The organism is Capsulimonas corticalis (assembly GCF_003574315.2).
GTDB classification, from domain to species: Bacteria; Armatimonadota; Armatimonadia; order Armatimonadales; family Capsulimonadaceae; genus Capsulimonas; species Capsulimonas corticalis.
The window spans coordinates 4,188,076-4,201,207 of sequence record NZ_AP025739.1 but is presented as its reverse complement, the minus strand read 5'-3'; the positions used below and the strand labels follow the sequence as shown (position 1 = coordinate 4,201,207).

Genomic DNA, 13,132 nt, shown 5'->3' with positions numbered 1-13,132 from the left:
ATTTGCGTTCCTGCATGTATCTGCACGCAGTTACTGATACGATACCATGACGGAAACAGAGTGTCAATGAGACGGCTATTTGCAGAACGGCGTTTGAAATTGACTGTAACCTTTGCGAGTAGATGCGTGTCTCATCGATTATCTAGACTTTATCCATTTGCCGCCACCCCGTTCAGATGGAGGCTCAGAACTATCCTTGGGGGTCTATTTTACACTTCTTTGAGAACGAAGCCTCAACGGAAGTGGCCAAGCCTTCCTCCTCAGCAAGAAACCCAAGCTCAGGGAACAACATCTCATATATGTACAGCTTCGTTCGTATCTCGCACCGTCGCGAATCCCAAATGAAACAATGACGAATAGGCATTGCTACCGAAGCGACATAACTTGGACTTTCAGAGCTTTCATGTCCTGTCCCTACTGCCGCATATCTTGCATCTCCAACAGGACGACAATCTGGTCAAACACTGCCTGCAACCCTAGCTCGAACTGTTCTGAGGTCACGAACATCCGTAGCGAGGCTAAACCCGATATTTGCAGATCGTAGTGAGGTCGAGGACCGGGGATGAACCGCGTCGCAATTGTGATTTGACCGCCAGGTGCTTCTATCCGGATATAGGGATCTTTGTCAGTTGCGCCAGCAAGCACCTCATCAATATTGTGCGTTATCCCACTGAGGCGTTTCAGGCCCGCTATGCCTTTCGCGCAATCGTACATCTCACGGATGAGGCGCAGCTCCGGCTTGACGCCGAAGAGCTCCTCGCTCCGGTCCTGAGAGCGCTTCACCTCGGTTACAGAGACTGCAAGAACAAAGGGTTCATCAATGGATGATGGCTGAAACATGGATTGACGTTAGAAATTGGAAGACCACGGCGAATCTAGCAGGGACGGGCGGCAGAGTCAACAACGCTCTTCACTCGATACTGTTATGTGTTACTGTTCCGCGAATATGTCCTCCTTAAGTGTTCTGCGATTGTGTCCTCGTCGAACCTTAAGGAATGGAGATATTGACGTTGACTGCCTCGGAACAAAGAACCATCGATCTGCTTACTCGGCTGGCAGCTCACCAGATCACCGTGGAGCGAACCACAGAACTTCTTGGGCTCTCGTCGCGCCAAGTACGGCGTAAGCTCAAACGCTTCCTGGCGGACGGAGTAAATGCGATCCCACACGGCAAACGCCGCCGAAAACCACACAATATCCTCGACCCAGACATACGGACACGGATCCTTGCTCTCACCAGCACCGGCGGACCCTACCATGGGTTCAATGTTTGCCACACGCGTGACTTGCTGGCCGTCAACGATGGCATCCAGATCGGCCGCTCCACCTTGCACAAGCTTCTTCATCCCAAAGCCCTCCCACAGGCTAAAGAAGCAAAGCCTGCGCGCGGCGTTGTGCGTCGCCGACGTTTGCGCAAAGCCGCTTCGGGCATGATGGTGCAGATCGACGGTTCCCCGCACGATTGGCTCGAAGGACGTGGGCATCGCCTGTGTTTGATGGGCGCAATCGATGACGCCGACAACCATGTCCTGCATGCCCATTTTCGCCCGAACGAAGATGCCGCTGGCTATTTGTTTCTGTTCCGCGAAATCGCTATCGCGTATGGCTTGCCCGCAAGCTACTACCATGACAAGCACACGATCTTGAGATCGCCCAAGAAGGCCACAATCGAGGACGAACTGGCTGGGCAAATCCCCATGAGCCACGTCCAGAAGGTGCTCCATGATCTGGGCATTGAGAGCATCGCCGCCCACTCTCCACAAGCCAAAGGGCGGATCGAGCGGCTTTGGAGTACGTTCCAAGATCGGCTCGTCAAAGAAATGCGTTTGGAAAGAAATGCGTTTGGCCGGCATCTCGACCATGGAGGAGGCGAATGCATTTTTGCCTGCGTTCATCGCGAAACACAATGCTCAGTTCGGCATCGAAGCGGCCGATCCCCACTCGGCTTTCATTGCGTTAGAGCCGAGTTTTGATCTGGACTACTATTTCAGCATGCAGGAAACTCGCACTGTCAAAGCGGACCACACGGTGAGTTTTGAGGGCAAAGTCTACCAAATTACCGCCGCCTCACGCAGCCGCTCGCTGGCGGGTCAAAAAGTAAGCGTTCGAGTAAATCCCGAAGGCCAGCTTCACCTCTACGATGGGAAGAAGCGGCTCGAATATCGCCTTGCGTCCGTCGCGCCTGCGAAGGCAAAGCCCGAACAATCCTCACCTGAAACTCCGAAATCTCTGTCTGAAACTCCGAAATCTCAGCCCTGCGATCCAACCGCCGCCGCCAGAAGAAGGGCATGGCTTCATGCGGCGGCTCCCTAGCACAAAGTGGACAAAGTCGCAGAACACTTAGCGGACATAATCGCAGAGCAGGAACACAACGCTCTTCACTCGATACTGTTATGTCGTTATCGAGGGCGCGAGTGGCGGCGCTTCGCTCCAGCGGCGAAACATAACACCTTTTGGTTACCCGCCGATAGCTCCAACCGCCTCTCACGCCACGAAGGGACCACCAGCAGATAGAGCTGGCGACAGCTTTATTCTAGAACTTTACGCTTATGCCTGCCGTTGCAGCTTATCTAAGTATCCACAAACCGAGGATATGAGCATCAACTAACTATGGCTCCGTCAAACCACTCCCACACGATGCGGGACTTAACCTGGGAAATGAGTACTCCCCATTCCTCACCAGAGTGAGAATAGCATCTCGAATGGTGCTCCAAGAGGGATCAACGTCCCTCAAACCATCACTTTTATATTTATCAGAGCCATTTTCGAGAGGTTTGAAGGTTAAGATGGGGACGAGCAGAGGATGGGGTACTATTTCGAGCTTTCCCAGAGTGAGAAGGTACTTTGCCCCCATCTGCATCGCGATCTGCTTGCGCGTCTTCGTATCTCCAGTTGCAAAGCATCGCGGCGCGTTGACTGCGAAGTCGAGGATGTTCTCAATAGTCTTTCGATCTTCTTCCAGCTTCTGCTCCGCCTGCCGTATGCTGGACTTCAGCTGGTTGATCTCGCCGTCCAGCATCTCCTTCTGCGACTTGAACTCTTCTGCGGTGTAGATATCCGGGTTGAACAGACGATCCGACATCAGCCCGCTCTTCCGCCGCTCGGCGAGCATAAGTTCTTTCTGTAGGGAATCGAGTGACGCACAGTCACGCCCGTTCTCCTGGTCGAACCATGTCTTCGCTGGACGCAGGCACCACTGCCTGAACTCCTCGCTGAGTTCGACCCGGCCGAGTAGGTCGCCGATCTGCCGTTCGATCTCGGGCTCAGTAATGCTGACCTTCCGGCAGCCGCCCTTGCTGTTCGTGCAGTGGTAGTACACGTACCTGCGGGTGTTGCCGGTCGATGGGTAGTGCTTGACGCGCTGGTCGGCGGTGACCTGGCAGCCGCATATGCCGCAACGGATGACGCCGGTGAAGTCGAACTCGTAGCGCTGGGGCTGGATGCTTGCCCCTTTGATTATCCTCTGAAGCTGTTCGAACTCCTGCACCGTCACCATCGGTTGGTGCTTCCCCTCCCACACCTCGCCTTTGACAACCATCTGTCCGGTGATGAACCGGTTCGAGAGAAAGGTGTAGAACTTAGAAAGCGGCAACGGCCCGCCCCCTGTCTTTCGCGTCCTCCTGGTCCTGTAGCCCCAGTCGTTGTTCAGAATGGAGTGCACCTGGGGAACCGAGTACGCTCCCGTCAGAAGTGTCTCGATCGCGCGCCGCAGCATCGGGAAGCGCTCCGGGTCCACCGCGATTGTTCGATCGTTCCTGTCATTGAGGTATCCAGGCCCCGCCCTGTGTGGGAAGTGCCCCTTCTCCAGCTTGCTGCGCATTCCCCGCCCCACGTCCTTGGAGAGCTTGTCCACGAAGTACTTCGACTGGCTGAGGACGATCTGGAGCATCCACTTGCCCTCCGGCGTGTTCTCGAAGGTGTACGAGTGAAACTTGAGGTCGGTAAGTCTGCCGGTGTCCAGCAGGTCGATGATTCGGCCTGCGTCCACCGCGTTGCGAGCGAGCCGATCCGGGTGCCAGGCGATGATGCCGGACGCCTCGCCGCGCTCTATCCGTTCCAGCATCTCGCTGAAGACGGGGCGGCCGGGCCGCTTCGCTGACATCGCCTCGTCCAGGCATTCCACCACGTCCAAGCCTAGGCGCTCGACCAGTTCCTCATTGAGCTTGCGTTGGTCGCCTATCGACTGGACCTGGCGGGCGTCGTCCTCCTGGCTTTTCCGATTGTAGATGAAGTAGGCCATACGTGCCGAGGTAAAAGAGTTGAAGTGTCCGCGTGGCGGCCTCCCGCGCGTCGGCGTCGCTGAGCTCGACGCCGAACGAGTGAAGATATATCGCCTTGAAGTCGCTGATTTCCACTGGGGTTGGAATGGGGAGGTTCATATGCTCGGATTACATGTCCGAGCATATCGTAGGCTTGGCTGCAAGGCGTGGCACGCCTAGTTGCAACAGCGCAAGCCGCAGCGGAATCAGAATCTAGCATGATGGCGGCGGAGAGTCGAATCGAGGATTAAAATGTCGGACGATCTTGCGCACTCGAAATGCAGCTCGCCAGGATAAATATGCAGGCCTAATCTGAAACGACTTACCAGTAACCGCACATGCCATGCGATTTCCCCGTTCCGAAACCCCGAGCTACGACCTGAGGCGAATGCAAACTTTCCCGATGCCCATCGCTCTATACGACGGGCTGATCGACGCGACGCGCGCCGAGTGCCTGGTAGCCCTGACCGTCGTGCGGGCGACACTCGGCTGGACGTCCGGCCTACCAGGGCGACGGCGAGTTCACGCGTGCCTCAGCCACCAGGAGTTGAAGCGACGCACCGGCATCCGGTCGTCCACGACGATCAGCCGGGCCATCGACGGGCTCGTCAGGAGCGGAATGCTTGAGACGCTGAACAGGGACGGGGTCATCCTTCCAACGCCGGAGGCGCGGCGAAGAGACCACCGAGCTCTTACGTTCCGAGTGCCCCGACACATTGCCGAGACGAATAAGCCTGTGGATAACCGGGTGGAAAAGTCGAAACGCAGTGTGGTGTTTGGGCGCAGCGACTGCGCCATTTCATCCCAGCGGGCTGGGAAGGAAGATAATAAAACTTAAAAATCTTGTAATAAAAATGGCGCAAGGTTATGCGGCATCGCCCGTCAGCAGCCAACCAGGCCGGCATTCCAACGCTTTAGCCAACGCCAAAATTTCAAGATCGGACACTAAGCGGCTGCCGTTCTCTATCCTGGAAATGTCCTGCCAAGCCGGGACCCATTGCGCCTCAGTGGCGGACGCGATCCGCGCGCAAAACTCGTCCTGCGTCATTGCAAGTACGGTTCGCCGCTCGTGAATCCGCAGGCCGACTTGATTCAGTTTTCCATCCTGGGTGCGCAATCGCGGTCCACCACGGGGCATTGTCCACTTCCAACGTAAGGGTGCCCCATTATCGCAAAGTATTGCGGTGATTATATCCCTACTTAAGGATATATGTGGTAGACTGGAATATCTTCGTTCGGGAGACGGTAATGAAACGCCAATCACGCACATACGCACAGACGTCCGTCGCAACCCTTTCGGCTCCCCAGGATGTCGATGAGATCGTCAGGCTGTTCGAGCGCTTGGCGGCAGAAGAGGGCTGGGAGCCGGGCGACAACCTCCGCATCGACCGCCACCGCTCTGTCTACTTCGCCGGCCGGTCGGACCATGAGCTCGCCGGCGGCCTGCAGATGGTTTTAGGCGATGGGTCGAATGCGCTTCCCTCGCAGCGGGTCTGGCCGGAGATCGATCTCTCGGGGCGCTCGGACGTCGCCCACGTGGTCATCCTGGCGCTCCGGCCCGAATACCGGGCGCGCCACGGCCTGTTCTGGAATATTTGCGTAGAGATGTGGAAATATTGTGTCGCTCGTGGCGTCTCTGAAATCTGGATTGAGGCGACACCGAAGACACTGCGGCTGTACCGGAGAATCGGCTGGCCGCTTGAGATCGTTGGCGACCTGAGGATGCACTGGGACGAGCCGTGTTTTCTGTGCCGGATGGGTACCGACGAAGTCGCCGCAGCACTCACGTCGAAGGCTGAACGATCCGCAGCGTACAAGGCGGTGGTAGACCAGGCGGGACCTATCTTGGACGAACCGCTGTTGACGAAGGCGGCGTAGGCCTGCGATGATGGTAAAAACCGATGTTGCCCCCTTCGGCTGACGCCGAAGGGGGCAATCCCCTAACCATCCGCCAATGGCTCCGCTCACCGCCGCGCTTTATATACTCTGCATATTGTCACTCGCGGGCCTTGGCGCGTTCGTCTTCTTCAAAGGGCCGCATGAGCGTCTTAACCGTTATTTCTTCCTGGTCGCCGTCTCGCTCCTCGGCTGGGTCGCGACGCTCTTTGCGTTCCGGCTCGTGCTCAGCCCCGGCCCGCTGCTGTGGGTCGGACGCGCGAATTTCGCGGCGGTAGCGCTTGTCGCGCCCGCCGCCTATCTTTTCGTCCGGGAGCTCGCAGGCCACTCCAGAAACTGGACGTCCTGGATATGGACAGAGACGTTGCTGCTCTGCCTGGCGACGCTGCTCCTCCCGGCGATTGACCGTGCCGAGGCCGTAAGCTCCGGTCAGCATGTAACTACCTATGGACCTCTCTTCCCGTTCTATCTTCTCCATGTCCTAGCATTTCTGGCAGCGGCAGTGTCAACAGCGTACCGCCCGCCAAGGAGAACGTCCGGGCAGACGCTGGGGCAGCTGCGGGTGGTCGGGCTCGGCATCCTCGCGACCGCCGCGATAGCGGTCGTTACGAACGCCGTCCTGCCCTTCTGGTTCGACGACTTCAGCTTCATCCATGTCGGCCCGATATCCACGATCTTGTTCCTGATGGCAGTGGGCTCCGCTGTATTCGCTCACCACCTGTTCGACGTGCATGTGGTCATCAGGACCACATTCGTGTACGCAGGGATTATCACGCTCGCACTGGAGGTCTACCGCGTGGCCCTGGACTTCCTCGCCCGACTTCTTCCGCTGGGCGACGCGGCAGAACGCGGAATGGCCGCCACTGCGATCGCACTCGTGATCAATGCCTTCAGCCAGGAGATAGTTCGCAAGACTCTGGAGCATATTGTGGACCGAGTCACCAAACATGCGCAACAGCACCCAAAGGCAGGGCCCGGAATGAGCCGGTAGCGCTCGGAACGGTAGGCAGGGCGGTCGTGGATTTGATGATATCCTGAGGGCGTGTTGGCTGGCGGGACTATAAACATTCTTCACGCTCTCATTCTATCTGATGGGAGCGACGTCAAGTCCTTCGATCCAAGATCACCATGGGCACAGAGGGCACCGGTATCACAATCTACTCAAACATACAATTCCGTCTTCTGTCTGATACCCATTAGTTCACGTCGCAACCCTCCGATAGCTCTTCCCGTAGTAGAGGCAGAATTGACCTGATATGGCTGCCTCTCAAGGGGCAGTAAGGCCCGATATTTGCAGCTGTCTGCTGCAGCTTGGATGTGCCGGCGATCTTGAGTTTCAAGGTCGAGAAAATTGTGTAACCGTCTGCGATGCCGAAAAGGCCGCAATCGGAATATAGGATCCCGTAGACTGCTAGTCACAAAGCTTGGGAAATATCATACGCCTGCGGAGTTCATGCAGATTGTCGAGCATGCGTTCGCCGAGGCATACTTCACGGCTCCTGGCGCCCCTGCGTTGCAGAAGGTTCACCTAACGATCCTCGCGCTCCGAGATGCCGGACTTCACCAGACCGACTTCGGACAACAATCTCTCGAATTCTTAGCTGAATCCTTCAAGACGCACGAGCATACTGGCTCCGTCGGTTGGATCACGGAGTCTGGATTCGAAGGAAGCGAACGGGCAAGGGAAGCCCGTGAGGCTGCCGGCATCGTTCAGGAGTTCATTCGCTTGGCGCAAGATACAGTATAGTCGCAGGATCACAAACAGTAAAATCCTGTCAGGCTGTGGTGGCTACGTTACTTGAAATTCGATGCAAGCTGGTTACAGGGGACAACCTAAAAATGCCCGATAAGGAAACTTATCGGGCAATCGCCAGTTCAGATTTCATTCTTATACCATCCGCTTAAGACAATACCGACGTGACAAATCTCCGCTACCCCTCCAATAATCCCCTATTATTGGTTCCTTGAAGGAACATTAATGCGCGGTGCAGAATCAGATGAGGAGTAGTCTGTCAATCTCATCCTTACTCGCGACTGTGCGCTTTTGCTGCTGTGGCACGCCAGCACAATATGTCGCAGCGAGCTAGTTGCTCTAGACTTCGATAAGGAAACTTAATTATATGTCAGATAGAGCTACAGGCATGATGCCGCTCCCATACACTATACATTTCGGGGCTGATGCAGATCCTGAATGGGATAGAGAAATATTCACCTTTATACGGGAAAATATATTCATTAATGAGAAGCTTCAACCGCCTTTACATATTCAAGTTATCCGTAATCTAAAAGATACCATAAACCAAATATTATTCTCCGCTATGTCTTATGATAGGGTAGTAACATTTGCTCTAGGAGGGGTTTTCCCACTTGACTACATGGTCAAAGTGCTGTCGGAGTCTGGTCAAACTGTGCGCGATGAAAAATTCCATTTATTTGCTGGCTTGAACTGGCGAGGTTTGCCTTTTGATCCGAAGGCAAGATTTATCGATTGGATCGATACATTGCCTGATGAAGAGTCTATTATTTTGTTTGATACTGGTAATGTTGGTAATGCAGGTGGGCAGCTCTGGAATCTTCTTATAAGGCATTATAAGGAAGACTACCTGGGTACAGCTCAGGTAAATCTTATTATTAATATCTATGTTATTGTCACTAATCCTGATGCAATTGATAGGCCACAAACACAGGTTATATCAAAAGGCGGTAAAAAGCTTTGTCTCAGCCTACATTTTCTCAATGTGCAGGGGAATCCTTTCGAAGACGCAGTTCACTTTATAGGATACGAGCGTTTACAATCTTCTGGCGTAATGGTAAGAAAAAAATTCCTAGGTGCAATAAATATTGATTTTGGAACTCATCAAAATATAATTGTAGGTGAAGCATCTGACGGATTTATGATGTTATTCTCAGATTCTCGTTTAAGGTTATTAGAAGCCATAAACAACCCATCAATATCAGAAAATATTTTCAACAAGGAAGGAGACTTGTGAGAAGGCATTGAATTATTGGGTTGCACTAACGCAAATGCCGTCGATTCTATTAATACTCTTCAAATTTCGGCCTCCAGAACCGTCTTAGAGGCGTCTCTAGGCAACTTTACAATATGCAACTGCCCCGGTTTTCTAGGACGGGACAAAAGATATATGCTCTCTATCTCATGCAGAGGCGCTTACGAACAGGGCAAAATTGATTTGTTAATATGAGAAGACGATCCTATCTAATTCGCGATCATGAGAAGAGTCTACAATGGCAAATTTAGACATCACGCCGTTTCACAGTATTCCATATGTACGGATCCTTGGCGTCGCCGATGATCCAAATTTATCATTCCTGCGGTGAGAAGTTGGAGGTTTGTGACGTCGGATCGGTACACGCTTCCTATCCCATTGGAGTTGGGATCTTTGGAGATTATTGACATTGAGGAAGGTTCCGTCTATCTCGACAAATGCCTTGCTGAAGGCAAATTTTGATCCTAAGTCGCTAGCCCATAATACATGATGTGCAAGCTAATCTGTAGCGACGGCGTATTTTGCTCAGTTAAGGCCTATCCTGTGGAGTTCAAACGCCAGATCGTCGTAATGCGACTTGTGAGGGACGGCCTGACGAACGAGTTAGCCCCAGAGGATACTTTTGCATCAAGGATGCGCACTACATCGCCTGTCTGCGGAAGAGTATCTCCGTCCGCAGTGCTCAGTGCGGAAGGAATTGCATCTGTGTTCACATCCGTTCCTGAACTACCGCCGCGCAGGACTCGTAGATGGAGAGTGAAACTTGGCTCACGTGCCTTGGTCAAGACATGGCAGGAAAGTACCTCTGCTTCCAGACACTCTGTCTCGGTTGCCTCCCGATTTGTGTCCAGTGCATCCCAGAATGGCTCGCATAACACGCGTCCTTCACAACCGCGACAGGCTTCCAAGGATGGTGCGGCAAACTCGTGAATTGTTTGCTTATAATGGTCCCATAAATTCGGACAGTAAATCGGGCACAATTAAGGTGGATTCACCACCATGCCCAACACCCGAAAACAGTACTCCGCCGCCTTCAAAGCTCAGGTCGTTTTGGAGGCGCTCAAAGAGACAAAGACCGTTGCTCAGCTCGCTTCGGAACACCAAATTCATCCGAACCTGTTGACCAAATGGAAGCAGGAAGCCGTTACAGATTTGGCTTTAGTCTTCGAGCGAAAGAACTCGCAGGCCAAAGCGCAGGAGGCCCAGGAGCAGAAAGCCGAACAGCTTTATCAAGAGATCGGTCGCCTCACAACGCAGGTCAACTGGCTGAAAAAAAAATCTGGTCTCGAACCTGACGCTTAACGAACGCTTAGCGCTGGTCGAGCGTGAGGACCGCCCGTCGATGCCGCTGCTCTGGCAGGCAGATTTGCTGTCCGTGGCGCGCAGCACATTGTACTATGAACCGCGTCCCGCACGGAAGGCAGAGATCGCGATCAAGCATCGCCTGGACGAATGGTACACTCATCGCCCCAGTCTTGGAACGCGCAAACTGGTGACGCTCTTGGCTCAGGAAGGCATCATCGTCGGGCGGCATACGATCCGTCGCTACCGTGCGGAAATGGGCCTGTTTACTCTCTATTCCGCGCCAGGCCTGTCGAAGCCCAGTGGTTCTGATCATAAGATTTATCCGTATCTACTACGCGGTCTTTGCATTGATCGACCCAACCAGGTCTGAGGCGTGGACATCACCTATATTCGGCTGCGCGGCGGCTTCCTTTATCTGGTAGCGTTCCTCGATTGGTTTTCCCGATTGGTCGTTGCCTGGGAGCTCTCCGACACGCTGGAAATACCATTCGTTCTGAGCTGCGCCGCCGCATCCTTAAAGAGCGCCGTGCCTGAGATCGTTAATTCGGATCAGGGCAGCCATTTTACGAGCGAGAAGTTCACGAGCCAATTTTTGACGGCGGGAGCGCGCGTTTCCATGGACGGACGTGGACGTTATGTGGACAACATTTTCACAGAGCGTCTGTGGGGCAGCGTCAAACAGGAAGAAGTTTATCTGGCCGATTACGAAACGCCTCGCCAGGCGCGTCAAGGGCTTGCGTCCTATCTGAAGTTTTACAACGAGGTTCGTCCCCATCAGTCGCTGGGTTATTTGACGCCTGCGATTGTGCATGCCGAACCGCACCGATTGCTACGAAAATGACTATCACAAAAAGGAGACACTCCACCTTAAAAGAGGCCGTTTGACTGTCTTGACAAATGGGACCACCTTAATGTTTTAGTCTCACTCAGTACGTCTGCTCCTCCACAATTCGCTATATCTGTCGTCACCAACATGAGCGTCAACTTGGAATTTCGATCAATGTGGGCGTTTCAGCCACGTTGTATACGAGAGTGTTGGCGCTCGCCTCGGCGATACCATGGGCGCCGTGGACATGTCCGCAGATCACCAGTGCGGGAGCGCATCGATGTATATACGATAGCAGAGCGCGGCTGCCAATATGCAGGACTTCGCCACCGTCCTCAGGAGAATATCCATCAAGGACGCCATATGGCGGAGCATGCGATAGGACAATGTCGACTGGCTCAAAACCATATGCAACCGTCTCCGTCAATTCATCGGATGTCATGAAATCCCATCGCGCCTCAAGCTCGGGCATCGCATAGCTAGGCGAAAGGTTTACTCCGTGGAGCTTGTAAATCTGCGAGGCGGAACAATCGCTAAACGAAGTTGTGATGCCTTGAACCCAACGCACTCCATTCACCGCCGGCAGACAGCTTCCACTAAGGCCTACATCGTGGTTGCCAGGTATAGCGATTACGAGCCCGTATCGCGCAGCGGCAGCATCCAACCACGTAGTTGCCAGCGATAGCGCAACAGGGTCGCGGATACCATTGTCTGTTAGGTCGCCCGCGAACAGCATAACATCCGCCGCTGGAAGGTCATTGACGGAAAAACGTTCGAAGTCGCTATGAATGTCAGCCAACGCGAGAAGCTTCATAGTTAATCCTATACCCAATATAAGGTACCATGCCTTATCCCTTTACGCGGAGCTACCGTGACTATTGGCCAAACCATACACTTCGGCAAGCCGTCTCTTTCAGGCTCCGATATGGACCGCGTCTTTGCATCGGTCCCCGGTAATCTTTTAGGGCCAGGGGCGAGCATGCCATCGGCTCTGACCATTGATCTGCGCAATGTTCAGTTCGTAGATCCGGGCGGAATGACGTGCTTGTGGGCTGCGGTACACGCATTGCGAGCCCGGCGGCAAGACGTCACGCTCTTGATGCCCCGTAGCGCCGACGTCCTGTCCTACATGGATAGAATGGGATTTTTCAGGAGGATGGTCGAAGAAGGGGTCGCCTGCTCGTCCCGCTCATTCACGGAGTGGTCTCACAGCCGCAATTCCCCCGCCCTCCTAGAACTGACTCGCATCCAAGCGGACGACGAGATTTCGGTAATCATATCAACAATCCTAGACAGGATGCAGCAAATCCTGGAATCGCAACTCGGCTACTCAACGCGTGTTATATCGGATCTGGCTACGGCACTCACCGAGGCCTGCCGGAACGTCGTCGATCACAGCTCAGGGACCGGGGTGGCGGCAGTCCAAACCTACGTGAGATCCGGGACACGTGAGGTGCGAATTTCCGTATCGGATTGCGGAGACGGAATACGCTCAACGCTCGTAGAGCAATACCCGGAACTTGCCCGGGCGGGCGACGCGGAAGCGATAGTCATGGCCCTACGCAAGAGGCGGTCTCGATTTCGGGATCATGACCGGGGGCTCGGCCTGTATCGTATCAAGCAGATCGTGCGGGAGCATTCGGGCGTGCTGCACATCCGCTCCGGCGAGGCAAGCATCGCTGTCAGCGCATCGCCAGCAGCACGATCCGTGTCATATTTCCCGGGAACACACCTCCATATCATACTGCCGGCCGGGGACGGTTAACGATGCTATTGCCGAACCGCGACGAACCACTGAATATACGGGTATACTTGATTCATCGCGCTCACAGAGCGCT

The 13,132-nt window shown here is 54.3% G+C and carries 11 protein-coding genes and 2 pseudogenes; 8 read left to right on the top strand and 5 right to left on the bottom strand.

Going from position 1 to position 13,132, the window contains the following annotated elements; genetic code table 11:
• Positions 1 to 414: 414 nt before the first annotated feature.
• A complete protein-coding gene (locus D5261_RS18045; protein WP_125206382.1) occupies positions 415 to 840 on the bottom strand; it encodes a hypothetical protein in 426 nt (141 codons plus the stop codon).
• Positions 841 to 995: 155 nt separating this feature from the next.
• On the opposite strand from D5261_RS18045, the pseudogene D5261_RS33495 reads away from it, so the two are divergent.
• Positions 996 to 1,772: pseudogene (locus D5261_RS33495) on the top strand (transposase family protein); the annotation flags it as partial.
• A 70-nt stretch (positions 1,773 to 1,842) separates the two neighbouring features.
• Entirely contained in the window at positions 1,843 to 2,313 is a 471-nt protein-coding gene (locus D5261_RS18035) for a hypothetical protein (protein ID WP_245992677.1), read from the top strand.
• A gap of 295 nt (positions 2,314 to 2,608) precedes the next feature.
• Here D5261_RS18035 and D5261_RS18030 read toward each other — a convergent pair whose 3' ends face one another.
• From D5261_RS18030 to D5261_RS18020, 3 genes are all read right to left on the bottom strand, one after another.
• Positions 2,609 to 4,240, bottom strand: coding sequence for a recombinase family protein (locus D5261_RS18030; protein ID WP_119324947.1), 1,632 nt, complete (start codon positions 4,238 to 4,240; stop codon positions 2,609 to 2,611).
• A 541-nt stretch (positions 4,241 to 4,781) separates the two neighbouring features.
• The gene (locus tag D5261_RS18025; protein WP_301002059.1) at positions 4,782 to 4,910 is read right to left on the bottom strand and encodes a hypothetical protein; all 129 of its coding nucleotides are present in this window, start codon (positions 4,908 to 4,910) and stop codon (positions 4,782 to 4,784) included.
• 214 nt (positions 4,911 to 5,124) lie between these two features.
• The gene (locus D5261_RS18020; RefSeq protein ID WP_125206384.1) at positions 5,125 to 5,376 is read right to left on the bottom strand and encodes a helix-turn-helix domain-containing protein; all 252 of its coding nucleotides are present in this window, start codon (positions 5,374 to 5,376) and stop codon (positions 5,125 to 5,127) included.
• A gap of 131 nt (positions 5,377 to 5,507) precedes the next feature.
• Here D5261_RS18020 and D5261_RS18015 point away from each other — a divergent pair, with 131 nt between their 5' ends.
• From D5261_RS18015 to D5261_RS33490, 5 genes and pseudogenes are all read left to right on the top strand, one after another.
• Positions 5,508 to 6,137: an N-acyl amino acid synthase FeeM domain-containing protein gene (locus D5261_RS18015; RefSeq protein ID WP_119324950.1), complete on the top strand. Its 630-nt coding sequence runs from the start codon at positions 5,508 to 5,510 to the stop codon at positions 6,135 to 6,137.
• 76 nt (positions 6,138 to 6,213) lie between these two features.
• A complete protein-coding gene (locus D5261_RS18010) occupies positions 6,214 to 7,146 on the top strand; it encodes a histidine kinase N-terminal 7TM domain-containing protein (RefSeq protein WP_119324951.1) in 933 nt (310 codons plus the stop codon).
• Between the two features lie 462 nt (positions 7,147 to 7,608).
• A complete protein-coding gene (locus D5261_RS18005) occupies positions 7,609 to 7,902 on the top strand; it encodes a hypothetical protein (RefSeq protein ID WP_119324952.1) in 294 nt (97 codons plus the stop codon).
• Positions 7,903 to 8,275: 373 nt separating this feature from the next.
• Positions 8,276 to 9,145 (top strand): hypothetical protein, encoded by an 870-nt coding sequence (locus D5261_RS18000; protein ID WP_125206385.1) that lies wholly within the window; start codon positions 8,276 to 8,278, stop codon positions 9,143 to 9,145.
• Between the two features lie 1,017 nt (positions 9,146 to 10,162).
• Positions 10,163 to 11,309 (top strand): annotated as a pseudogene (locus D5261_RS33490) (IS3 family transposase).
• A gap of 139 nt (positions 11,310 to 11,448) precedes the next feature.
• On the opposite strand, the gene D5261_RS17980 reads toward D5261_RS33490, so the two are convergent.
• A complete protein-coding gene (locus D5261_RS17980; protein ID WP_119324954.1) occupies positions 11,449 to 12,108 on the bottom strand; it encodes a metallophosphoesterase family protein in 660 nt (219 codons plus the stop codon).
• A gap of 111 nt (positions 12,109 to 12,219) precedes the next feature.
• Here D5261_RS17980 and D5261_RS33485 point away from each other — a divergent pair, with 111 nt between their 5' ends.
• Positions 12,220 to 13,059 (top strand): ATP-binding protein, encoded by an 840-nt coding sequence (locus D5261_RS33485; RefSeq protein ID WP_119324955.1) that lies wholly within the window; start codon positions 12,220 to 12,222, stop codon positions 13,057 to 13,059.
• Positions 13,060 to 13,132 lie beyond the last annotated feature (73 nt).

Bases quoted from the DNA above. Each gene is read 5' to 3' on its own strand.
- D5261_RS18015 (WP_119324950.1), top strand. From the start codon at position 5,508: ATGAAACGCCAATCACGCACATACGCACAGACGTCCGTCGCAACCCTT.
- D5261_RS18000 (WP_125206385.1), top strand. From the start codon at position 8,276: ATGTCAGATAGAGCTACAGGCATGATGCCGCTCCCATACACTATACAT.
- D5261_RS18005 (WP_119324952.1), top strand. From the start codon at position 7,609: ATGCAGATTGTCGAGCATGCGTTCGCCGAGGCATACTTCACGGCTCCT.
- D5261_RS18010 (WP_119324951.1), top strand. From the start codon at position 6,214: ATGGCTCCGCTCACCGCCGCGCTTTATATACTCTGCATATTGTCACTC.
- D5261_RS18030 (WP_119324947.1), bottom strand. From the start codon at position 4,240: ATGGCCTACTTCATCTACAATCGGAAAAGCCAGGAGGACGACGCCCGC.
- D5261_RS33485 (WP_119324955.1), top strand. From the start codon at position 12,220: ATGGACCGCGTCTTTGCATCGGTCCCCGGTAATCTTTTAGGGCCAGGG.
- D5261_RS17980 (WP_119324954.1), bottom strand. From the start codon at position 12,108: ATGAAGCTTCTCGCGTTGGCTGACATTCATAGCGACTTCGAACGTTTT.
- D5261_RS18025 (WP_301002059.1), bottom strand. From the start codon at position 4,910: ATGACCCCGTCCCTGTTCAGCGTCTCAAGCATTCCGCTCCTGACGAGC.
- D5261_RS18045 (WP_125206382.1), bottom strand. From the start codon at position 840: ATGTTTCAGCCATCATCCATTGATGAACCCTTTGTTCTTGCAGTCTCT.